Source organism: Allobosea sp. AAP35 (genome assembly GCF_001295925.1).
In the GTDB taxonomy this organism is placed as follows: Bacteria; Pseudomonadota; Alphaproteobacteria; order Rhizobiales; family Beijerinckiaceae; genus Allobosea.
The window spans coordinates 68,717-89,789 of sequence record NZ_LJHQ01000056.1 but is presented as its reverse complement, the minus strand read 5'-3'; the positions used below and the strand labels follow the sequence as shown (position 1 = coordinate 89,789).

Annotated in this window: 19 protein-coding genes; 4 read left to right on the top strand and 15 right to left on the bottom strand. The window is 66.8% G+C overall.

The features are described 5' to 3' along the window. Positions 1-5,279: hypothetical protein (locus tag IP69_RS17875; protein WP_054144185.1), on the bottom strand; the 5,279-nt coding region annotated here is incomplete at its 3' end. Between the two features lie 267 nt (positions 5,280-5,546). Here IP69_RS17875 and IP69_RS17870 point away from each other — a divergent pair. Beyond that, entirely contained in the window at positions 5,547-5,885 is a 339-nt protein-coding gene (locus IP69_RS17870) for an Hpt domain-containing protein (protein ID WP_248306884.1), read from the top strand. A gap of 109 nt (positions 5,886-5,994) precedes the next feature. After that, positions 5,995-6,315, top strand: a complete 321-nt coding sequence (locus IP69_RS17865) for a 2Fe-2S iron-sulfur cluster-binding protein (RefSeq protein ID WP_054144183.1) — start codon at positions 5,995-5,997, stop codon at positions 6,313-6,315. A gap of 10 nt (positions 6,316-6,325) precedes the next feature. On the opposite strand, the gene IP69_RS17860 is transcribed toward IP69_RS17865, so the two are convergent. After that, complete coding sequence (locus tag IP69_RS17860) at positions 6,326-7,564, bottom strand: MFS transporter (protein WP_054144182.1); 1,239 nt, start codon at positions 7,562-7,564, stop codon at positions 6,326-6,328. A gap of 232 nt (positions 7,565-7,796) precedes the next feature. On the opposite strand from IP69_RS17860, the gene IP69_RS17855 reads away from it, so the two are divergent. Then, the gene (locus IP69_RS17855) at positions 7,797-8,219 is read left to right on the top strand and encodes a universal stress protein (protein ID WP_054144195.1); all 423 of its coding nucleotides are present in this window, start codon (positions 7,797-7,799) and stop codon (positions 8,217-8,219) included. Positions 8,220-8,225: 6 nt separating this feature from the next. Here the strand turns inward: IP69_RS17855 and IP69_RS17850 are convergent, their stop codons facing one another. The 4 genes from IP69_RS17850 to IP69_RS17835 form a co-directional block, all read right to left on the bottom strand. Next, entirely contained in the window at positions 8,226-8,825 is a 600-nt protein-coding gene (locus IP69_RS17850) for a hypothetical protein (protein WP_156323525.1), read from the bottom strand. Between the two features lie 32 nt (positions 8,826-8,857). After that, positions 8,858-9,475: a LysE family transporter gene (locus IP69_RS17845; RefSeq protein WP_054144180.1), complete on the bottom strand. Its 618-nt coding sequence runs from the start codon at positions 9,473-9,475 to the stop codon at positions 8,858-8,860. A 72-nt stretch (positions 9,476-9,547) separates the two neighbouring features. Then, positions 9,548-10,723 (bottom strand): VWA domain-containing protein, encoded by a 1,176-nt coding sequence (locus IP69_RS17840; protein ID WP_054144179.1) that lies wholly within the window; start codon positions 10,721-10,723, stop codon positions 9,548-9,550. Between the two features lie 98 nt (positions 10,724-10,821). Continuing rightward, on the bottom strand, positions 10,822-11,094 hold the full coding sequence (locus IP69_RS17835; RefSeq protein ID WP_054144178.1) for an HU family DNA-binding protein: 273 nt from the start codon (positions 11,092-11,094) through the stop codon (positions 10,822-10,824). 285 nt (positions 11,095-11,379) lie between these two features. On the opposite strand from IP69_RS17835, the gene IP69_RS17830 reads away from it, so the two are divergent. Then, positions 11,380-12,624: a flavin-dependent oxidoreductase gene (locus tag IP69_RS17830; RefSeq protein WP_054144177.1), complete on the top strand. Its 1,245-nt coding sequence runs from the start codon at positions 11,380-11,382 to the stop codon at positions 12,622-12,624. A 168-nt stretch (positions 12,625-12,792) separates the two neighbouring features. On the opposite strand, the gene IP69_RS17825 is transcribed toward IP69_RS17830, so the two are convergent. The 9 genes from IP69_RS17825 to IP69_RS17785 all read right to left on the bottom strand — a co-directional run bounded on the left by IP69_RS17825 (position 12,793) and on the right by IP69_RS17785 (position 20,982). Then, positions 12,793-13,104: a PilZ domain-containing protein gene (locus IP69_RS17825; protein ID WP_054144176.1), complete on the bottom strand. Its 312-nt coding sequence runs from the start codon at positions 13,102-13,104 to the stop codon at positions 12,793-12,795. A 117-nt stretch (positions 13,105-13,221) separates the two neighbouring features. Continuing rightward, positions 13,222-13,680: a cupin domain-containing protein gene (locus IP69_RS17820; protein WP_082359445.1), complete on the bottom strand. Its 459-nt coding sequence runs from the start codon at positions 13,678-13,680 to the stop codon at positions 13,222-13,224. Between the two features lie 113 nt (positions 13,681-13,793). Continuing rightward, the gene (locus tag IP69_RS17815) at positions 13,794-14,492 is read right to left on the bottom strand and encodes an ABC transporter ATP-binding protein (protein ID WP_054144194.1); all 699 of its coding nucleotides are present in this window, start codon (positions 14,490-14,492) and stop codon (positions 13,794-13,796) included. Positions 14,493-14,661: 169 nt separating this feature from the next. After that, on the bottom strand, positions 14,662-15,411 hold the full coding sequence (locus IP69_RS17810; protein WP_054144174.1) for an ABC transporter ATP-binding protein: 750 nt from the start codon (positions 15,409-15,411) through the stop codon (positions 14,662-14,664). Continuing rightward, positions 15,404-16,399, bottom strand: coding sequence for a branched-chain amino acid ABC transporter permease (locus IP69_RS17805; protein ID WP_054144173.1), 996 nt, complete (start codon positions 16,397-16,399; stop codon positions 15,404-15,406). The genes IP69_RS17810 and IP69_RS17805 overlap by 8 nt, the downstream gene beginning before the upstream one ends. After that, complete coding sequence (locus IP69_RS17800) at positions 16,396-17,322, bottom strand: branched-chain amino acid ABC transporter permease (protein WP_054144172.1); 927 nt, start codon at positions 17,320-17,322, stop codon at positions 16,396-16,398. The genes IP69_RS17805 and IP69_RS17800 overlap by 4 nt, the downstream gene beginning before the upstream one ends. 175 nt (positions 17,323-17,497) lie before the next feature. After that, positions 17,498-18,667, bottom strand: coding sequence for an ABC transporter substrate-binding protein (locus tag IP69_RS17795; RefSeq protein ID WP_054144171.1), 1,170 nt, complete (start codon positions 18,665-18,667; stop codon positions 17,498-17,500). A gap of 281 nt (positions 18,668-18,948) precedes the next feature. Continuing rightward, a complete protein-coding gene (locus tag IP69_RS17790) occupies positions 18,949-20,028 on the bottom strand; it encodes a BMP family ABC transporter substrate-binding protein (RefSeq protein ID WP_054144193.1) in 1,080 nt (359 codons plus the stop codon). A gap of 30 nt (positions 20,029-20,058) precedes the next feature. Next, the gene (locus IP69_RS17785; RefSeq protein ID WP_054144170.1) at positions 20,059-20,982 is read right to left on the bottom strand and encodes an ABC transporter permease; all 924 of its coding nucleotides are present in this window, start codon (positions 20,980-20,982) and stop codon (positions 20,059-20,061) included. Positions 20,983-21,073: the final 91 nt, after the last annotated feature.

Sequence of the window (21,073 nt, the reverse complement as noted above, 5' to 3'; positions counted from 1 at the left end):
GCTGTCGCGTCAAGCGAGGGGCGCAGCAGCGGCTCGGCCACGGGCGCCCGGGCCTGTGTCACGGTGCTGTAGGCCGGCTCCTGCCGGGGCAGGGCGACTGCAGGCGACGCGCGCCGGCTCTGCCCGGCATCGACGGGGAGAGCGACATCGCTGCGCCGGCCCGAGCGGGTAACGATCTCGGTCAGCTCATTGAGCGCCTTGATCTGCTCGGCGACGACACGGCGCATCGCGGACGTCGATTCCTGGGTCTCGCGCGGCAGGTCGAGCACGCCACGCTTGAGCTCGGCACGTGTCTCCTCCAGCTCGCGCTGGATTTCGGCCGCGACGCCGCGCATGTCCTGCGCCGCGCCCTCGAACCGTTCGGTCACCTTGGCGAGCTCGCTGCCGACCTCGTTTGAAATCTGCTCATAGGCCTGGCGCAGAGCATGAGCTGTCCGCTCGCGTTCCTTGCCGGTCGTTGTGCGGATCAGCTCGAATTGCTGCGAGATCGCCGTCGTCGTCGCCTCGGCCGAATCGCTCAACACGCCACCGATCTCGCGGGCTCGGGCTTCTGCCGTGCTCAGTGACTCGTCCATCAGCGCGGCAAACGAGCGGGTGATCGATTCGACATCGTCGGTGCGGGTCGCGATCAGCCCGTGCAGGCCCTCGAGCGCATCCTTGCGCTCGGCCAGCGCCTTGCCGACGCGCGCCTCGACCTGCTCGAGGCGGTTTGCGACCGAGTGCAGCGCCGCGGTGCTGGCCTGAGTGACGTCGCCCAGCGCATGGCCCTTCTCGTCGAGCTGGCCGACGAGCACGGCCGTCTCGCGCAGGGTGCCCTCGGAGAACGCCTTCAACTCGCCGATCTGGGCCGCGATCTGCTGCGAGGCCTTGCCGGTTTCGCCCATCACGGTGGCGATGACGCTCTGCAGGTCACCGACGCGCGCCGACAGCCCTCCCTCGACGGCGGCGAGGTTCTTGTTCGCGCCGTTGACGATCTGCTGCATCAGCTTGTTGGCTTCGCCCAGGCGCCCGAGCATGCCGCCGAGTTCGCCACGCAGCTGCTCATTGGTGGCGACCAGCGCATCGACGGACTGGCGCGTGCCGTGTTCCAGCGTCTCGCGCAGGCCACTCGACGAGGTGTCGAGCGCGGTCGTGATCGCGGCGCCGCGCTCGCGCAGCCCCTCGATGATGGAAGAGCCACGGCTTTCGATCGCCCGCACCACGGTCTCGCCGACCATGGCGACCTCGCTGGCAATGGCTTCGCCGCGCTGGCCCAGTGCCTGGACCATGCCGCCGCCCTTGTCGTCGAACAGCACCCGCAGAGCCTCGGCGCGGTCGCCCAGCGCCGCGGCGATGGCATCGCCGCGCTGGCCCAGCGCCGCGACCATTCCGCCGCCCTTGTCGTCGAACAGGATGCGCAATTCCTCGGTGCGCTCGCCCAGCGAAGCCGAAATCGCGTCCGACTTGCTCTGCAGCGTGTCGGCGATCTCCTGACCGCGGGTGTCGAGCGTGCCGGAGACGGTATCGAGCCGGTTGACCACGCGCTCCTCGAAGCGCGCCACGCTGCGATCGAGCGTGTCGGCGATCTGGAGCGCCCGTCCGCCGAGCGTGGCGTTGATCGTGTCGGCCTTATCGCTGAGCGTGCGGGTGAGCGATTCGCTCTTGGAGGTGACGACCTCGCCGATCTCGTCGGCCTTGGCGGCCAGCGCACGGGTGACCTCGCGGCCGCCCTCCGCCAGCACGCGGGCGATGTCGACAGTGCGCTCGACCAGCGCCTCGTTCAGCGCAGTGGCGCGCGAGCCGAGGCTGCCGTCGATCCGCTCGATCAGCTGATCGAGCGAGCCCGCGATCTCTGCGCTCTTGGCCCCCGAACGCTCCTCGAACAGCTTGATCTGGCTTTCCATCGCGTCGGTGGCTTCGCGCGTGCGGTCGGCGAGGATCGCGGCCGCCTCGTTAGCGCGCGTTCCGACCCGGTCAGCCAGCGCCATGCCGTCCTGCGCGATGAGCCGCTCGACATTCGCGATGCCGGTCGTCACCGCGGCGGTCAGCGCCTGGGTGTCGTCCGACAGTCTGTTGGTCAAGGCGCCGCCCTTGTGGACGATGACGTCCTCGAAAGCCGCGAGCCGCGAACCCAGCGCGGTCTCGACCTCCCGGCCCTGGGTGTCGAACAGCTGCGCGAAGGCGCTGAGCTTGTCGCTCATGGTGGTTTCGATCTCGCAACCCTGCTCGTCAAACAGCTTGGTCAGCGCATCGTGACGGCCGGCCAGCGCTTCGGTCAGCGCCTGGGCGCGGCCCTCGACCGAGCGGAGCATCGATTCGGCATTGGCCGAGAGGGCCTCGTTGACGCGTCCGCCCTGCAGCGTCAGCGCCAGCACGATCTCCTTGCCGGTGCCGGCGAGCAGCGTGCGCGCTTCCTCGCCATGCACGGTGAAGGTCTCGCGCAGACCCTGGGCCGCCTCCGTGACCCGGTCTGCAACATCGCGGCCGTCGACATTGATGGTCTGGGTCAGGGCGCGGGTGGCGTCGTTCATGCGGCGCGCCAGATCCTCGCTCTGCTCCCCGAGCAGCGTGTGAACTTCGCGGCCGGTACTGACCAGATCGCGCAACAGGGTCTCGCGCTGGTCGCCGAGCAAGGTGCCGACCTGTTCGCCGGTTTCGCTCAGCCGCATCAGGAAGCCGCTCTGCTGCTGCTCCAGTGCCGCCTGCGCGGCTTCGGTCGCATCCTTTAGGCGCTCGGCCAACGCCGTGCCGCGCTCGTCCAGGCGTTGATCCAGGCTGTCGCCCGTCTCTGCCAGCCGCGTGATCAGCGCACCGCTGCGCTCGGCCAGAACGTTGTGGACCGAACGGCCGACATCGGCGACGCGGCTGACCAGGGCCTGGCTCTCGCTGCCGAGCAGATCCTTCACCTCGAACCCGGCCTGAGACAGCTTGACGGTCAGCGCGGCAGCCTGCTCGTCGAGCAGGGCACCGACCCGGGCGCCGGTCTCCGACAGGCGCGAGGCCAAGGCCTCGGCCTGCCCGCCGATCAGGCCATGAGCCTGCTCGCCCGCCTCACCGAGGCGCAGGACGAGCGTTTCGCTTTGCCCCTCGAGCAGCTTGGCAACTTCGGCGCCCGCGCCGGAGACGCGCGAGATCAGTGTGTCGCTCTGCCCCGCCAGCAGGCTCGCGACGTTCACGCCGGTGCTGGACACACGCGATACGAGCGCCTCGCTCTGATCCCCGAGTAGCTTGGCGACCTCGTCGCCGGTGCCGGAGACGCGCAAGACCAGGGCCTCGCTCTGATCGGCCAGCAGCTTGGCGACGTCGGTGCCCGTGCCGGAGACCCGCGAGACGAGCGCCTCGCTCTGGTCGCCGAGAAGCTTGGCCACCTCCGTGCCCGTACCCGAAACCCGCGACACCAGTGAATCGCTCTGGTCTGCGAGCAGCCGCGCGACATCTGTGCCGGTCCCCGACACCCGCGAGACGAGGCTCTCGGCCTGTTGGTCGAGCATGGCCTGAACCGTATCCCCCGTCTCCGACAGGCGCGACACGAGCTGGCCGCCGCGCTCGTCGATGACGCTTTGGAGACCTTCGGTGACGCTGGCGACGCGCGTCGCCAGCACATCGCCGTGCCGGCCGACGGTCTCGCCCAGCGACTGCCCGGCTTGGTCAACGCGCAGAATGATGGAATCGCTGCGTTCGCGCAGGACATCATCGACGGTGCGAGCCGTATCGTTGAGGCGCGTGACCAGCGCCTCGCTCTGCGACCCGATCAGCGTGTTGACGCTTTCGCCGACCTCGATCAGGCGAGACGCGATCAGCTCGTTCTGGCGGCCGAGCAGACTGTTGACGCCGCGGCCGACCTCGGCGAGGCGCGTGGTGACGCTGTCGCCTTCATCGGCCAGCGACGCGCGCAGGCTTTCGCCGGTCTCCGCCAGGCGCGACCGCAGGGCCTCGCTCTGGCTGTCGATCAGCGCGACCATGGTGCGGCTGCTGGTCTCGAAACGCTCGGCGGCCTCGCTGCCGCGAGCGGAAATGTCCTGCGCCAGGGTCTCGCCGGTCGCGCGCAGCGTCTCGTTCACGGTCTCGACGCGTGCGGCCAGCGTATCGACCACCTGGGTTCCGGTCTCGGTGATGGCGCGCGTCACGTCGCGGGCGCCATTGGCGAGGCCTTCCGTCAGCACGGCGCCGGTGCGCTCGAGCGAGGAGGCGATGTCGCGGGCACGGCCGTCGAGCAGCGTCGACAGGCTGTCGCTGGCGCCGGAAAGCCGTTCGCTGACCTCGCCGGACGTGACCTGAAGACGCTCGACCAGTTCGCCGCCGCGGCCGCTGATCTCGTCGATCATGCGTTCGCCGGCGCGGCCGAGCGCGAGCGTGATCTGGTCGCCCTTCTCGCCAAGCGATCCGGTGACGCGGTCGCCGGCCTGGGCGACGGCCTCCGCGATGGTGCGGCTGGCGTTGTCCAGGTCCTTGGAGAGGTTCTCATGCGCGCCGCTGATCGCGAATTTGACGCGCTCGGCATTGCCGACCACGGCTTCGCGCTGGGTCACCAGTTCGTCGATCAGGGAGCGCAGCCGGATCTCGTTGTCGGCATAGGCACGCTCAAGCGTGGCGATCTCGCCGCGAACGATCGTCTCCAGTTCGCCGGCACGCGCGACGGCGCGCTCGATGCCGTCGCCCATCGCGGCGACCTCGCGGCGGATGGTCTGGCTCAAGGACAGCACCGAATCGGCGCCGACCACCTCGGGCTCGGCCAGCCTGAGCGCGACCTCGGTCATCGCCCGTGCAACCAGGCGCATCTCCTGCGTGCGTCGATACAGGGCCGCCAGGACGAAGAAGAAGACGACGGGCGCACCGATCGCCAGCGCCAGCAGCGTCCACTCGCCGACGCCGAAGGTGGCAAAGCGACCCTGCAGCCCCGTCTCGACCGAATCAAAGCGGTTCAGCAGTACGAAGGCGGCGCCGCCGAGCCAGGTCAGCGAGGCGAGCGCTGCAAACCAATAGGGCTTGGCGGAGGGGCGGACCGAAAAGGCCTGGACGAGCGAGCTGGAATCGCGGCGGTCGTCATTGGCGACGCGGCTGGTATCGGGGGCGATGCCCGAGCGCGGAGCAGCCGCTGGCGGCGATGCGGCAGCGCTCGGCGCCGCCGGCTCGATGCGCGGCAGGTCGAGCTTGAGGTCATTCTCTGTGGTCGCGGGCAGCTTCGGAACGGGGCCCGAATTGCTGTCGAGATCCGACTTTGGCTGGTCGAGGCGCAGCGCCTCCTCGATCGCCGACATGGCAGCCTCGGTCGGATCCTGGAGCTTGTTTTGCCGGTTCATGCTGTGCCGCCTCGCCACGCTACTGAAGACAGGTGCCAGATCGCGCTAACCGCACCTGCGTGGACCGCCTCTGGTCCTCGGCAAGGGGAAAACACTGCGCCCATCATTTACCAAATGGAAGGGTAGTGGACGCTCTAAGCCTTGGGAACCCGTTTAAGGCGCTGATTCACAAACGTCGTTAACGCCTCATTCACCATGTGGGCGCTTGGTGGAGGCTGCCGCTGCCCCGTCCAACCGCATGGGCAATCCGCCAATCCAGAGTTCATGATGCCCCAGACTGCCATCGATCTCGACCATCTCGCCCGCCAGACCGGTGGCGATCAGGAACTCGAGCGCGAGCTCCTTGCCCTGTTCGCACAGCAATGCGTGCGACAGTTGCGCTCCATCCACCAGGCGCCGGATGCGGGCAGCCGGATGGACGCCGCCCACACCCTGAAGGGTGCGGCCCTGGCGATCGGCGCCTGGCAGGTGGCCGACGCGGCCGATGCCATCGAGCGCCTGACGGCCGAAGCCGACTCGCGGCGCACCGAGGCGGCGATGGACACGCTGGCGCTCGCCGCGGCCGAGGCCCGCGCCGTCGTCGCGCGCTATGACAGCGCTGCCTGACAGCGCAGCTTTGCTCTGTTCTGTCGCAGGCCCTCGCCGCGGAAAGCTCTTTCCCCGCCGCTTGGAAATGCTCTAAGCGAAGCGCAATCAAGCTTTTCTGGAGTTCACAATGCCGCAGGTCACCTTCATCGACGCGCATGGCGAGAGCCGGACGGTCACGGGCGAAGCCGGTGCGACGGTGATGGAAGTCGCCATCCGCAACGGCGTTCCGGGTATCGAGGCCGAATGCGGCGGCGCCTGCGCCTGCGCGACGTGCCATGTCTATGTGGACGAGGCCTGGACGGCCAAGACCGGCGCGCCGGAATCGATGGAGGAGGACATGCTGGACTTCGCCTTCGAGGTGAAGCCGACCTCGCGGCTCTCCTGCCAGATCAAGCTGCGCGACGAACTCGATGGGCTCGTCGTCCGCACGCCGACGCGCCAGGGCTGAGCAAGCCGAACTATTCGGCGGCTGCCGGCAGTGCCGGGGCCATCACGGTCTCGGCGCCCGGAGCCGGGTGGCGTGGCACGAGAAAAGCCAGCCCCAGCGAAACCGTCGCGACAGCCGAGCCGATATAAAACACGATTGCCGGGTCGCGCAGCCAGATCAGCCCGAAGGTCACCGGCAGCGCCACCGCGGCAATGTGGTTGATCGTGAAGGCCACCGCCGAGGTCGGGGCGATGTCGGCCGGGTCGGCGATCTTCTGGAAATAGGTGCGCTGCGCCAGGGTGAGCGTGAAGAACACGCCGTCGACGATGAACAAGGCCCCGGCGACAAAAACGCCCCAGCCGGCGAAATGGCCATGGCTCGCGAGCGCATAGCCGACGAAGACCGCGATCAGCGAGACGTTTTCAATCTGGATCGTTGCCCGTTCGCCGATCCTCCCCACGAGGCTGCCCAGCAGGGGCCCCATGAAGGTGTTGATTCCATAGGTCGCCAGCAGCAGCATTGCGGTCGCCGACACGTCGTAGCCAAAGCGCTCGACTAGGAGGAAGCCGCCAAAGGCCATGAAGATCTGCCGGCGCGCGCCCGACATGAAGGTCAGCGCGTAATACAGCCAGTAGCGCCTGCGCAGCACGAAGCCCTTGTTCTGCGGCACTGTGCCCTGGAAGCGCGGAAAAGCCAGAAAGGCCAGCACGGACAGGATCACGACGAGGCTGCCGGCGACCAGGAAGATGACCGTATAGCCCGGCTCGAAAGCCCGCCAGATCAGCGCGATCGACCCGAAGGCGAGAAGTTGCGCCGTGGCAGAAGCCCCTGCGATCCGCCCGAGCAGGCGCGGCGCCTCCGCCTTGGGCAGAAGCTGGAGCTGCAGCGATTGCTGCGCGGTCTCGTAATAATGGAAGCCCAGCGACATGATGGTCGTCGTCAGCAGCAGCCCGCCCAGCGTCGGATGGTATCCCGTCAGCGCGATGCCGATGCCCAGCGTCACCAGGCTGACATAGGCGAGAACCTGCTCGCGCATGAACCAGAACAGGATGATCGCGGTGAAGGCGAGGAAGCCCGGAATCTCGCGCACCGACTGCAGGATGCCGATATCGGCGCCGGAGAAACCGGCAGCTTCCTTGGCGAAATTGTTCAGCAGCGCGGTCCAGCTTGCGAAGCCGAGCCAGTTGATGAAGGCCAGCGTCATCAGGAAGATGGTGGGTGAGTGCAGCAGCGCGGCGGGGCCGCGCGGGGCCAAGGCGGTCTTCGTCATCTTCGGGCCCCGGCGGGAAACGCGGCGAGAAACCGCCGCTGCAGCGCGCGGTACACGACCACGCGGGGCTTGTTTAGAATACTGGTCTCAGGCTGGATAGCATCGCCTTACGCATGACGCACCGACGTCGCGCAAGGGGGACGCATTTGGCGAGAGACGCCGTTTGCGCTGGATCATCGCGGCCGGCGCCGCCAGGTCTAAGGTGCGGGTGACACACAGCGAGGAGAGCGCCATGTACAAATCGATCCTGGTTCCCGTCGACATCGCCGAGCCCGAGATGGCCGATGCCGCCATCGCCGCCGCCGTCTCCTTCGCGAAGGCCACGGTCGGCGTGGTCAGGCTGGTCTATGTCCGCGCCCTCGTGCCGATCACCTATATGGAATTCGTGCCGGCCGATTTCGATGCCGAGCAGCAGGAGGATGCGCAGGCCAAGCTCGCTGCCATCGCCGCCAAGATCGATCTGCCCGAGACGCAGGTCTCGGCCAAGGTGCTGGTCGGCTCGGTCCATGGCGAGGTGCTGGCCGAGGCCGAGGCCAGCGGCGCCGATCTCATCATCATCGGCTCACATGAGCCCGGCATGCTGGCTTTCGTCATCGGCTCGAACGCCTCGGCGATCGTGCGACGCGCCAAATGCTCGGTGCTGGTGGTTCGCTGAGCAGGGTCAGGCGGCAGGGCGGCCCGGCACCAGATCGTCCGGGACCTCGCCGAGAGCAAGCTCGCGCGGTCGGTTGAGTGCGACCATCGGCTTGATCTGCCAGTAGGACGCCACCGTCAGCAGCAGGCCGAGCAGGGCCGTCGAATGGGCACCCTGGAGCAGCGCGCGCCCGGTGAAGAAGACCAGCATCAGCAGGGACAGAAAGCTGACGCAGGCCAGCGCGACCCAGAAGGCGAAGGGCTTGCCCGTGACGAAGCGGGCACGCGGATTGGCCCGGGCGATCGCCGCCGCCAGCACGTGGACAAAGGCGTAGTAGCCGGCATCGTCCCGGTCCATGTCGGTGAGCGAGCGCCAGGACAGGTTGCCGAAGGTGATGGTCTTGCCGTCGCTCAGCCGCAGCTGCGTCTTGAAGCCCTTCGAACTCAGATTGCTCGGCGCATAGAGGAAGCGGACCTGCTCGACCGCCGCCAGCCGGACGCGGTCGATCTTCCGGGTGGTGTCGATCTCCAGCATATCGCCCTCGAGCTTGTAGGCGATCTCGAAACCGACCGGCTTCGGGCGCTGGCGCCAGGTCGGGGGAGGGGCGTCGTCGGGCGGGGATGTCATGGCGAGAGCCATAGCGTGTCGGCACGGCCTTGTCAGGACTGCGCGGCGATGAGCTTGCTGCCGAAGCCGACGAAGATCAGTCCTGTCGCGAGATCGAGCCGACGCCGCATCCGGTGATAGCTGCGCAGGACCGGGCCTCGCGTCAATGCCGCCGCGACAACGCTATACCAAAGGGCTGAAATCAGCACCATCGTCGCGACCGCCGAAGCGCCATAGGTCCAGGACGCGCCCGGCGGCAACGTCGCGGCAAAGAGGCTGGAGACGAAGATCGCCGATTTCGGATTGGCGAGATTGGCAACGAGGCCGATCCGGAAAGCCTTCGCTGCGGTGAGGGTGCCGGCGCGACCCTCCGCAGCCGCCGGTATAGCCCCGGCACCGATCCGCCAGAGTACGCGCAGGCCGAGATAGATCAGATAGAGACCGCCCAGGATTTTGAGGCCCAGATAAGCGGCCGGTGCCGCCTTGAAGAGCAATCCCACCCCCAGCCAGCCGGCCAGGCCCCAGCAGGCCGTTCCCGTGATCGTGCCGAGAATGGCCCAGACGATGATGGGCCGCGAGCCGGTCAGCGCGGCCTGCACCACGAACAGGAAATTAGCCCCGGGTGTCATCGCGGCGAGAGCCCAGATGGTGGCGACGGTCAGGAGAAACATCCAAGGTTCAATCTGGCTGGAAGCCCTACCGATCCGGACAGGCGGCTACAGGCACGGCCCGGGCACGTGCAATCACCGCGCCAAAACCTTCATCGCCCCATCAAGCCCATCCAGCGTCAGCGGGAACATCCGTCCGCCCATCAGCGCGCCGATCTGGCGGATCGACTGGGTGTAGCTCCACAGATGCTGCTGCACCGGGTTGAGCCAGACCGATTTCGCGAAGCGCCCGGTAAGCCGCTCCATCCAGACCGCGCCGGCCTCCTCGTTCCAGTGCTCGACCGAGCCGCCCGGCATCGCGATTTCATAGGGGCTCATCGAGGCATCGCCGACGAAGACCACGCGGTAGTCGGCCGGGTAGGTCCGCAGCAGCTCGAGGGTGGGGATCGTCTGGTCATGGCGGCGGCGGTTCTCGCGCCAGACCCGCTCATAGGGGCAGTTGTGGAAGTAGAAATGCTCGAAATGCTTGAACTCGGCCCGCGCCGCCGAGAACAGCTCCTCGGCCAGTTCGACATGCCAGTCCATCGAGCCGCCGACATCGAGAAACAGCAGCACCTTGACCGCGTTGCGCCGCTCGGGGCGCAGCTTGACGTCGAGATAGCCGTGCCGCGCCGTCTCGCTGATCGTCGAGTCGAGATCGAGTTCCTCGGCCGCTCCGGTGCGGGCGAACTTGCGCAGACGACGCAGCGCGATCCGCAGATTGCGGACGCCCAATTCGCGCGTGTCGTCGAAATCCTTGAAGTCGCGCTTGTCCCAGACTTTTACCGCGCTGAAATTGCGGTTGCCGTCCTGGCCGATGCGGATGCCTTCGGGATTGTAGCCATAGGCGCCATAGGGCGAGGTCCCGGCTGTGCCGATCCATTTGGAGCCGCCCTGGTGGCGGCCCTTCTGTTCGGCGAGTCGCTGCTTCAACGTCTCGAACAGCTTGTCCCAGCCGAGAGCCTCGATCTGCGCTTTCTCTTCAGCCGTGAGATATTTTTCCGCGAGCCTCTTCAACCATTCGTCGGGAATGGCGCTCGCCTCGACCGTCTGGCCGAGGAACTCCATACCCTTGAAGACCTGGGCGAAGACCTGATCGAAACGGTCCAGATGGCGCTCATCCTTCACCAGGCAGCAGCGCGCGAGATAATAGAAATCATCGACCCGGTGTTCGCTCAGGTCGGCCTCGACGCCTTCGAGGAGCGCGAGATATTCGCGCAGCGTGACGGGCACCTTGGCGGCGCGCAGATCGGTGAAGAGGCGCAGGAACATCGCGCTACTGTGGCGTCGGGAGCGGTGCGGTCAAGTGGGCGACCCCGCAGTCGAACCGGCCGGAAGAAATGGCCGGATCGACTGCGGGCTTTGCGAAATCACGCCACGGCGTCGGCGAGATCCTTGGTCACCTTGAACTTGACGACCGTCTTGGCAGGCACCTGGATCGTCGCGCCGGTCGAGGGATTGCGGGCCTCGCGGGCCTCGCGCTTGGCCGCCGAGAGCTTGCCGACGCCGCCGAGCGTGATGTCGTCGCCGGACTTGAGCGCCTTGGCGACAACGGTTCCCAGGGAAGCCAGGACGGCGGTGACGTCCGTCTTCGACTTGCCGGTCTCGTCAGCGATGGCGGCGATCAATTCGTTCTTGGTCATGGAGATCTCCTTCGGAGCGTGTTGTAGGGCGCCGCCCGGCAGGGTCGGCCGTCCTTGGCGATGCCGTCATCCGCAGCAACCTTGCCGCGCATCACAGGGCGCCACCGCGGCAGTTGCCACGACGATCGTCGAAATGCGATGCCCGCAGCGACAGATACGCACAGAATTCGCGTTCGTTCCCGCGAGCGGGACGGCTTCATGCAACCGTTGAGCGCCATTCTCACCGGATTGACAAAGCAAACCCGGTTATTTCAAGCTTGAAATAATAGGGGGCTGGGGATCGGCATGAAGGTCATCATCGTTGGAGCGGGGATCGGCGGGCTGACGCTCGCGCTCATGCTACAGGCGCGCGGCATTGCGGCGACCGTTTATGAGCAATCCGGCGAAATCCGCGAGGTCGGCGTCGGCATCAACACGCTGCCTCATGCGATCCGCGAACTGGCCGAACTGGATCTCCTTCCCGCGCTCGACGCAGTCGCGATCCGCACCCGCGAACTCGTCTACATGAACCGCTTCGGCCAGACCGTCTGGCGCGAGCCGCGTGGGCTTCATGCCGGCTTGGCCACCCCGCAGTTCTCGATCCATCGAGGGCGCCTGCAGGGCGTGATCCGCGACGCGGTCGTGGCGCGGCTGGGCGAGGGGGCGATCGCGACCGGCCGCCGGCTGCAAGGCTTTATCCAGGACGAAGGCGGCGTCACCGCGCATTTCACCGATTCCCGTCGCGGCGAGGCGGGCGAGACGGCGCGTGCCGACATCCTCGTCGCCGCCGACGGCATCCATTCCGCGGTCCGCGCCCATTTCTTTCCAAACCAGGGTCCGCCGCGCTGGAACGGCGTCCAGATGTGGCGAGGCGCCTGCGACTGGCCGGTCTTCCTCGACGGGGAAAGCATGATCGTCGCCGGCGGCATGGCCGGAAAACTGGTGCTCTATCCGATCGCCAAGGGCGCGACGCCGCAGACCCGGCTGACCAACTGGGTGGTCAATATCCGCACCGGCGATCCGGCCCGGCCGCCCCCGAAGGAGGCCTGGTCGAAGCCGGGTCGGCTCGAGGACGTCTTGCCCTTCGCGCGTCGCTTCACCGTGCCCGGAGTCGATATCCTCGGGCTGATTCAGGCCAGCCCGGGGTTCTGGGACTATCCGATGTGTGATCGGGATCCGTTGCCGCGCTGGACGCATGGCCGCGTGACGCTGCTCGGTGACGCCGCCCATCCGATGTACCCGGTCGGCTCGAACGGCGCGTCGCAGGCCATTCTCGATGCCCGATGCCTCGCCGACGAACTGGTGCGCGCCGAACACCCGCGCCATGCGCTGTCGGCCTATGAGGCGCAACGCCTGCCGGCGACGGCGGAGATCGTCGCGCTGAATCGTAAGGGCGGCCCCGAGCGCGTCATCGACGCAGTCGAGCAACTGGCGCCCAATGGCTTCGACGATGTCGAGCGCGTGTTGAGCTATGCGCGGCGCGAGGCGATCGTGAAGTCCTATGCCGGCAAGGCGGGGTATTCCCAGGAACAACTCGCAAAGCGCGGCTGATCGCGCTCAGCCGGCTCCCGTGAGTTGCCGGATCCGCGTCGTCACCGGGCGTTGTCCTGCTCGCAACTCCGGTGGCAGCAGTAAGCTTTGCTGAACCTAAACGGCTCCGACGCTGGCGTGCGGGCAAGAGCCGTTGCAACTGCTTCACACCAATGGGGCGCCGGTCTGTCAGCCGCGCCTGGCGCGGGCATCCTGCAGCGAGACGACTGTGCAGGTTCGCTGTTCTTCGGCCGGGATGAAGACGACGCCGACATCGTCGCCGCGCCGCCAACATTGCCGCACCCGGACGCATTCTTCCGTGGTGGCGATGTCGAGTTCGAAGGTCTCGGGCAGCGCGATACAGTCGCTCATGCGCACCATCGCCCCCGTCTGCGACCAGTTGCGGACGGTGCAGGCCATGACCGATTGGCGACCGTTGAAGACCACGCTGGCGCCGTGGAAGACGCGGGTTCGCATCTCGATGCGGCGATTGGCGATCATGATCTGCTCCCTGACGGACGAGCCATTTCAGCCCGTCACTGTGTTCGTTGGAAGCAAACTGCCGGAAATGCGGCGCCAGCGCAGCCTTGACGTCGGTTTAACCTTAATCCAGCGCGCTCAGGCGCCGTCTGGGGGCGGCGGCAGGAAATCGACCTCGTGCCTGGCCGCCAGCGCGACGACATCGCCCGGGTTCTGCTCGGCCATCGAATGAATACCCCAGAACAGATCATAAAGTCGGCCGGTGGGGGCGACCCAGAACAGGCATTTCACCGGGGCGTCGCTCTTGTTGAACAGGCCATGCGGAACGTTGCGCGGCAGCCGGATCAGATCGCCGGGCAGGGCATGGCTCTCAGTGCCGTCGAGCACGAGGTCGAGCCGGCCTTCGAGCATGTAGATGAACTCGTCCTGCGTCGTGTGGATATGCGGCGGCACGAAGGTGCCGGCCGGGAAGGTGGCGTGCCAGGAGAAGGAATCCGGGCTCAGCGACTTCGGGACATAGGTTTGGCCGAGGATGTTCCAGGAAATGGAATCGAGCCCTTCATTGGCCTTTGTGACGCCTGCGGTCAGTGGCTTCATCATGGGTGGTTCTCCTTGGTCGTCCCTACGTCATTGCGAGCGTAGCGAAGCAATCCAGCGTTTTGCTTGACGTCCCCCTGGATTGCTTCGCTGCGCTCGCAATGACGCTCAACTCAAAAATGCAGGAAGCGGTCCTTGACCGCGCTGTCGCTGCGCAGGTCGTCGCTCGAACCGCGCCAGACGACGCGGCCCTTCTCCAGCACGATATGTCGGTCGGCGATCCTCGCCAACGCATCGACGTTCTTGTCGATCACCAGGATCGACTCGCCCTCGGCCTTCAGCGCCGCAAGGCATGCCCAGATCTCCTGCCGGATGATCGGCGCGAGCCCCTCCGTCGCCTCGTCCAGAACGATCAGGCGGGGGTTGGTCATAAGCGCCCGCCCGATCGCCAGCATCTGCTGCTCGCCGCCCGAGAGCTGGTTGCCACGATTGGCGCGGCGCTCCTTCAGGCGCGGAAAGAAGGCGTAGATCCGCGCGATGTCCCAGCGCGGCGTGCCGAAGCGGCTGGCGGCGGTGGCGATCAGGTTTTCCTCGACCGACAGCGTCGGGAAGATCATCCGCCCCTCGGGCACGAGCCCGATGCCGGCTTGCGCGATTCTGAATGAGGCCGCGCCCGTCAAATCCTTACCTGCGACGCTGACCCGACCCGCCTTGGGCTTGATCATGCCCATGATCGCTCGGATCGTCGTGGTCTTGCCCATGCCGTTGCGGCCGAGCAACGTCACGACCTCGCCTTCGCCGATCGACAGATCGACCCCGAACAGGATCTGCGCCTCGCCATAGCCGGCATCGAGCCCCTCGACGATCAGCATAAACGGCACTCCCCCGCTGTCTTTCCGGGGTGCGCCGTAGGCGCGAACCCGGAACCCACGACCGGGTGAGACCATTCGGCGGCGCCATGACGGGTGTACCCAGTCGTGGGTTCCGGGTTCTTCGCTGCGCGAAGCCCCGGAATGACAGAGGAGAGCGTACGAACCGCCATCACCCCTCCTCGCCGAGATAGGCTTCGCGCACGACAGGGTCGGCCCGCACGGATGCGGGATCACCCGAGGCGATGACGCGGCCATAGACCAGCACGCTGACCGTGTCGGCGAGCGCGAACACGGCTTCCATGTCATGCTCGACCAGAAGCATGGCGTAGCGGCCCTTGAGGCTCTTGAGCAGCGCGATCAGGCGCTCACCCTCCTCCCGGCCGACGCCGGCGAGCGGCTCGTCGAGCAGGATGGCGGCGGGCTCCAGTGTCAGCGCCATGGCAATCTCGAGCGCGCGCTTCTCGCCATGCGACAGCCGGCCGGCCAGGATATGGGCGCGGTCGGAGAGGCCGACAGCTTCGATTGCGGCAAAAGCCGGGCCGTTCAGGCTCTCGTCCTGCGCCGCATTGCGAAACAGCGCCAGCGGATGGCCCGCCCGGGCCTGCACGCCGAGCGCGACATTCTCCAGAACGGACAGGGAAGGAATCGTCGAGGTGATCTGGAAGGTGCGCGCCAGACCGGCTCGCGCCCGTTGTTCCGGCGGAAATCGCGTGATGTCCTCGCCCCGGAAGCGGATGCTGCCGGTGTCGGGCCGCAGCATGCCGGAGATCTGGTGCACGAGGGTCGTCTTGCCGGCGCCGTTGGGGCCGATCAGCGCATGCAACTCGCCCGGCGCCACCGAGAGGCTGACGCCGTCGGTGACCTTGAGCGCCCCGAAGGCCTTCTGCAGGCCAGACAGAATCAGCACGGGCTCAGTCATGACGCGCGACCCCGAGCCTGCGCATCAGGCCGACGATTCCGCCCCGCGTGAACAGCACGAATAGCACGATCATCGGGCCGAAGATTACCTTCCAATGCTCCGTCCAGCCGGCCAGAACGTCTTCGGCCACGAGGAAGGCGAGCGCGCCGATGATCGCGCCATGAAGGCTTCCGACGCCGCCGAGCACGACCATGAAGATCAACTCGCCCGAGCGCGGCCAGGACATGAAGGCCGGGCTGACAAACTCGGTCTGGTTGGCGAGCAGAAAGCCCGACAGCCCGGCGATCATGCCTGAGATCACATAGGCGACGAGCCGGATGCGCGAGACATGGAATCCCGTGACGGACACGCGCGTCGCGTTCTCGCGGGCTGCCCGCAGCACCCGCCCGAAGCGCGAGGCGACGATGACGCTGACGAGGGCATAGCAGGCCAGCAGCACGCCCAGCACCACATAGAAGAACGCGACGCGGTTCTTGAACGGGTCGAAGCCCAGCACCGTGCTGCGCTCATACAGCGTCAGCCCGTCATCGCCGCCATAGGCCGACAGCGCCTGTGCGAGGAAATACACCATCTGGCCGAAGGCGAGCGTGATCATGATGAAGGTAACGCCGCGCGTGCGCAGCGAGACGAAGCCGGTCACCAGGCCGAAGAGCGCGCATGCTGCCAACACCACCGGCAGGATCAGCAGCGTCTCCGTCTGGCCCTCGGTGATCATGATGCCGGTCGCATAGGCGCCGATCCCGACAAAGGCCGCATGGCCGAAGGAGACGAGCCCGCCGACGCCCAGGATCAGATCGAGCGAGAGCGCAGCGATCCCGAAGATCATCGCCCGCGTCACCAGCGTCATCCAGTGCGGCGGCAAACCCAGCGAAACCGCCAGCGGCAGCAGCGCGAGCAGGCCGAACAGCACGATCGCGACGACGGGCCGCCGTCGCGCGGGCGCGCTTTCCCGTGCCGCCCCCGGCGCGTCTGCACTGGCGAGGCTCATGCCCGGCCCTTGGCGGGCAGCAGGCCCTCGGGCCGAACGAAAAGCACGATCGCCATGACCAGGTAGATCAGCATCGAGGAGAGCGCCGCGCCGGCCGCCCGTGCCGAGGGTGCGCTCATGAACAGGCGCAAAAGATCGTTCATCGAGGAGCGACCGAGCGTGTCGACGAGGCCGACGATCAGCGCGCCGACGAAGGCGCCGCGGATCGAGCCGATGCCGCCGACGACGATGACGACGAAGGCGAGGATCAGGATATTGTCGCCCATGCCGGGCTCGACCGAGAGGATCGGCGCCGCCATCGCGCCGGCAAAGGCCGCGAGCATCGTCCCGAAGGCGAAGACGATCATGAACAGCTTGTTGATGTCGACGCCGAGCGCCGAGACCATCGGTGCATTCGAGGCGCCCGCCCGGAGCAGCATGCCGGCGCGCGTCTTCTCGACGATGAACCAAAGCAGTGCGCCGACCGCCAGCCCCGCGCCAATCAGCGCGAAGCGATAGGTAGGGTAGAGGATGCCGTCGAGCAGCGCGACATTGCCGGAGAGAAACTCAGGCACCGGGACTGACAGCGGCGCCGCGCCCCAGACCATCTTGACCCCCTGGTTGAGCAGCAGGATCAACCCGAAGGTCGCCAGCACCTGGTCGAGATGGTCGCGTTCGTAGAGATGTCGAAAGACCAGGAATTCGAGCGCCAGCCCGATCACCAGCGCCGCCGCCAGCGCCAGGACCAGCCCAAGCACGAAGCTGCCCGTCAGGCCGACGAAGGTCACGGCCAGATAGGCGCCGAGCATGTACTGCACGCCATGGGCCAGGTTGATGAAGTCCATCACGCCGAAGACGAGCGTCAGCCCGGCTGCGACCAGAAACAGCAGGATGCCGAGCTGGAGCCCGTTCAGGATCTGGACGATGAGGAGGCCGGTGGTCATCGCGTGATGTCGATCGCTCTACACCTCCCCGACGTCATCCCGGGCGCAGCGAAGCGGAGACCCGGGATCCATGCCAGAGCGTGAATCGTTGGCGTTCTGGCATGGATCCCGGATCGGCGCCGCTGACGCGGCTTGTCCGGGATGACGGCGGCGGATGTTGGTCCGCTGCGTCAGATCACTTCAGCCCGCAATCCTTGGCGTGCGGGTCGGCGTAATCCGTGAACACCTTCGAGACGATCTCGGTCTGGAACTTGCCGTCGGCGCGCTTGGCGGCCTTGACGAGATAGAAGTCCTGGATCGGGAAGCCGTTGGTGTTGAACTTGAACTTACCGCGCAGCGAGGTGAAGTCCGCCTTCTTGAGAGCCGCGCGCAGCTTGTCCTTGTCTGCGGTGCCGCCGGCGGCCTTCACGGCCGAGTCGATCAGCATGGCGGCGTCATAGGCCTGCTGGGCGTAGGAGCCCGGTACGATCTTGTAGGCCGCTTCATAGGCCGCGACGAACTTCTTGGTCTGCGGATTGTCCATGTTGGGGGCCCAGGTCATGCCGCCGAACAGGCCGACCGCCGCATCCTGCTGCGCCGGCAGCGTCGATTCATCGACCGTGAAGGCGGAGAGAAACGGAATCTTGCCCTGCAGCCCGGCCTGCGACCACTGCTTGACGAAGTTGACCCCGAGCCCGCCGGGCAGGAAGGCGAAGACGACGTCGGGCTTGGTCGAGGCGATCTTGGCGAGGTCGGAAGCGAAATCCATCGAGGTCAGCGGCGCATAGACCTCGTCGACGACCTCGCCCTTGAAGTAGCGCTTGAAGCCGGCGAGCGAATCCTTGCCGGCCTGGTAGTTCGGCGCGATGATGTAGGCGCGCTTGTAGCCCTGATCCTGCGCATATTTGCCCAGAACCTCGTGGACCTGGTCGTTCTGGTAGGAGGTCACGAAGAAGTTCTGGTGGCAGCCCTTGCCGGCCATGGTGGACGGGCCGGCATTGGGCGAGATCAGGAAGGCGCCTGAATCCAGAACCGGCTTGGCGATGGCGCCGAGGATGTTGGAGAACACCGGCCCGACCACGAAATCGGCCTTCGAACTCTCGACATAGCCCTTGATCTTGCCGACCGCTACGTCGGGCTTGAGCTCGTCATCGATCACGGTGATCTGCACCGGCACGCCGCCGAGCTTGCCGCCGTTCTGGTCGACGGCGAGCTGGAAGCCGTCGCGGACCTGCTGGCCGAGCGCCGCGGCCGGGCCGGTCAGCACGCTGACGACGCCGATCTTGAGCGGCTCCTGTGCCTGGGCCGACGCGATGCCGAGTGCGAGCAGGCCGGCACCGAGCGAAAGCGAAAACTTGAGTGTCATGTCGGATGTCCTCCCGGGACGAGCGAGAAAGCGACAGCGCAGCAGGGGTCCCCTCGACCTCCTTGACCACGCGATGAAGGCATATTGTTTCAAGCTTAAAATATCTGCAAGAGGGCCTCTGCTAGAATATTGGGCGGCTCCCTTCCTGTCATTCCGAGGCGGCCTGCAGGGCCGAACCCGGAACCGACGACTGGGTAAAACCTGCACCAATTTTGTTCGCGAACGCTCACCCGGTCGTGGATTCCGGGCCCTTCGCTGCGCGAAGCCCCGGAATGACAGCGCTAGGCCTGCACGCCCTCGACATACCAGTCCATCTTGGACAGGATCGCATCCGAGGCCGTCTCGCCGGCCTTGAGGCGAACCTCGCCCTTCTGGTCCTTCAGCTCGCCCGTGAAAGGGTGCAGCGTGCCCGCGACAATGCCCTTCAGGACCTCGTCGGCGGCCGCGCGGGCGGCCGGCGTCACGGCAGCGTTGTAGGGCGCGATCTTGACCATGCCGTCCTTGATCCCGCCCCAGACGTCGCCGGTCTTCCAGCTGCCGTCCATGACCTCCCTGACACGCTTGATGTAGTAGCCCGACCAATCATCGACGATCGCGGTCAGATGCGCCTTGGGCGCGAAGCTGCTCATGTCGGAGGCCTGGCCGAAGGCGAAGACGCCGCGTTGCTCGGCCGCCTGCAGCGCTGCGGCGGAGTCGGTGTGCTGGGTGATCATGTCGGCCCCCTGGTCGATCAGCGCCTTGGCGGCGTCGGCCTCCTTGGCAGGGTCATACCAGGTCGAGGCCCAGATCACCTTGGTCTTGAAATTGGGGTTCACCTTCCGCGCCGCGAGCGTGAAGGCGTTGATGCCCATAACCACCTCGGGAATCGGGAAGGAGGCGATGTAGCCCGCCTGTCCCGATTTCGACATGTGCCCGGCGATGGTGCCGATCACCGCGCGGCCCTCATAGAAGCGGGCATTGTAGGTCGCGACGTTGTCGGCGCGCTGATAGCCGGTGGCGTGCTCGAACTTCAGCTTCGGGAACTGCTTGGCGACCTGGATCGTCGGGTTCATGAAGCCAAACGAGGTCGTGAAGATGATCTGGTTGCCGGCCTGGGCGAGCTGCCGGATGGCGCGCGCGGCGTCTGGGCCCTCCGCCACCTTCTCGATGAAGCTCGTCTTGATTTTGGCGCCGAACTCCTTTTCCAGCGCCAGACGGCCCTGATCATGCGTCCAGGTCCAGCCATGATCGCCGACTGGGCCGACATAGATGAAGCCGACGCCGAGCGGCGCCTGGGCGCTGGCGCCGCCGATCAGCGGCAGGGTAGCGGCGGTGGCGCCAGCGCCGAAATTGAACCGGCGGCGCGTGATGATGGAGGTCATGTTCATTATCTCCCGTTGATCGTTGCGGCCTCAGGAGGCGGAAAAATTCTTGCCGAGACAGGCCGGCGCGTGCTGCCGGCCCGTCTTGCGGCCCAGCGACATCATGGTCAGAACCGCGATTGTCGCAAGATAGGGCGTCATGGCCAGCAGCTCGGGGGCGAGCCAGGTGACGCCCGCCGCCTTCGCCTGCAGCTCCAGCGTCATCACGGCGCCGAACAGATAGGCGCCCAGCAGCAGCCGGCCCGGCTTCCAGGCCGCGAAGACGACCAGCGCCAGCGCGATCCAGCCGCGCCCGGCGGTCAGCCCATCCGCCCACATCGGCGTCAGCGCCAGCGAGAAATAGGCTCCGCCGAGACCCGCCAGGGCCCCGCCGAAGGCGATCGCGCCATAGCGGATGGCGATGACGGGGTAGCCGATCGCATGGGCCGAGGCGTCGTTCTCGCCGACCGCGCGCAGGATCAGGCCGGGGCGCGTTCTGCGCAGGAACAGGCTGACGCCCAGCACGAGCGCCAGCGACAGATAGACCACGATGTCATGGCCGAACACGGCGCGCAGCCATGGATGCTCCGAGAGAGCCGCCGGAAACACCGGGCCGAGCCGCGTGATCGTGCGGCCGACGAAGCCCGCCCCGATCAGCGAGGAGGCGCCGATGCCGAAGATCGTCAGCGCCAGGCCTGTCGCGACCTGGTTGGCGGTGAGCGAGAGCGTCAGCACCGCGAAGACCATGGCGGTAGCGACGCCCGCCGCCATTGCCGCGATGAGGCCGAGCATCGTGCTGCCGGTGCTGAACGCGACCGCGAAACCCGCGACCGCGCCGCACAGCATCATGCCCTCGACGCCGAGATTGAGGACGCCCGCCTTCTCCGTGACGAGCTCCCCCAGCGCCGCCAGCAGGATCGGCGTCGAGGCGGCGACGAGCGTCATCAGGATCGAGACGAGGATGGCGGTGGTCATGGTCCGCCCCTCGTCATTCTCGGGCGGAGCGCAGCGCAGACCCGAGAATCTCCGGGGAGAGATGCTCGGGTCAAGCCCGAGCATGACGTGC

Coding starts and splice junctions, on each gene's coding strand:
- IP69_RS17870 (WP_248306884.1), top strand. CDS start 5,547: ATGCCCCAGACTGCCATCGATCTCGACCATCTCGCCCGCCAGACCGGT.
- IP69_RS17865 (WP_054144183.1), top strand. CDS start 5,995: ATGCCGCAGGTCACCTTCATCGACGCGCATGGCGAGAGCCGGACGGTC.
- IP69_RS17860 (WP_054144182.1), bottom strand. CDS start 7,564: ATGACGAAGACCGCCTTGGCCCCGCGCGGCCCCGCCGCGCTGCTGCAC.
- IP69_RS17855 (WP_054144195.1), top strand. CDS start 7,797: ATGTACAAATCGATCCTGGTTCCCGTCGACATCGCCGAGCCCGAGATG.
- IP69_RS17850 (WP_156323525.1), bottom strand. CDS start 8,825: ATGACATCCCCGCCCGACGACGCCCCTCCCCCGACCTGGCGCCAGCGC.
- IP69_RS17845 (WP_054144180.1), bottom strand. CDS start 9,475: ATGTTTCTCCTGACCGTCGCCACCATCTGGGCTCTCGCCGCGATGACA.
- IP69_RS17840 (WP_054144179.1), bottom strand. CDS start 10,723: ATGTTCCTGCGCCTCTTCACCGATCTGCGCGCCGCCAAGGTGCCCGTC.
- IP69_RS17835 (WP_054144178.1), bottom strand. CDS start 11,094: ATGACCAAGAACGAATTGATCGCCGCCATCGCTGACGAGACCGGCAAG.
- IP69_RS17830 (WP_054144177.1), top strand. CDS start 11,380: ATGAAGGTCATCATCGTTGGAGCGGGGATCGGCGGGCTGACGCTCGCG.
- IP69_RS17825 (WP_054144176.1), bottom strand. CDS start 13,104: ATGATCGCCAATCGCCGCATCGAGATGCGAACCCGCGTCTTCCACGGC.
- IP69_RS17820 (WP_082359445.1), bottom strand. CDS start 13,680: ATGAAGCCACTGACCGCAGGCGTCACAAAGGCCAATGAAGGGCTCGAT.
- IP69_RS17815 (WP_054144194.1), bottom strand. CDS start 14,492: ATGCTGATCGTCGAGGGGCTCGATGCCGGCTATGGCGAGGCGCAGATC.
- IP69_RS17810 (WP_054144174.1), bottom strand. CDS start 15,411: ATGACTGAGCCCGTGCTGATTCTGTCTGGCCTGCAGAAGGCCTTCGGG.
- IP69_RS17805 (WP_054144173.1), bottom strand. CDS start 16,399: ATGAGCCTCGCCAGTGCAGACGCGCCGGGGGCGGCACGGGAAAGCGCG.
- IP69_RS17800 (WP_054144172.1), bottom strand. CDS start 17,322: ATGACCACCGGCCTCCTCATCGTCCAGATCCTGAACGGGCTCCAGCTC.
- IP69_RS17795 (WP_054144171.1), bottom strand. CDS start 18,667: ATGACACTCAAGTTTTCGCTTTCGCTCGGTGCCGGCCTGCTCGCACTC.
- IP69_RS17790 (WP_054144193.1), bottom strand. CDS start 20,028: ATGACCTCCATCATCACGCGCCGCCGGTTCAATTTCGGCGCTGGCGCC.
- IP69_RS17785 (WP_054144170.1), bottom strand. CDS start 20,982: ATGACCACCGCCATCCTCGTCTCGATCCTGATGACGCTCGTCGCCGCC.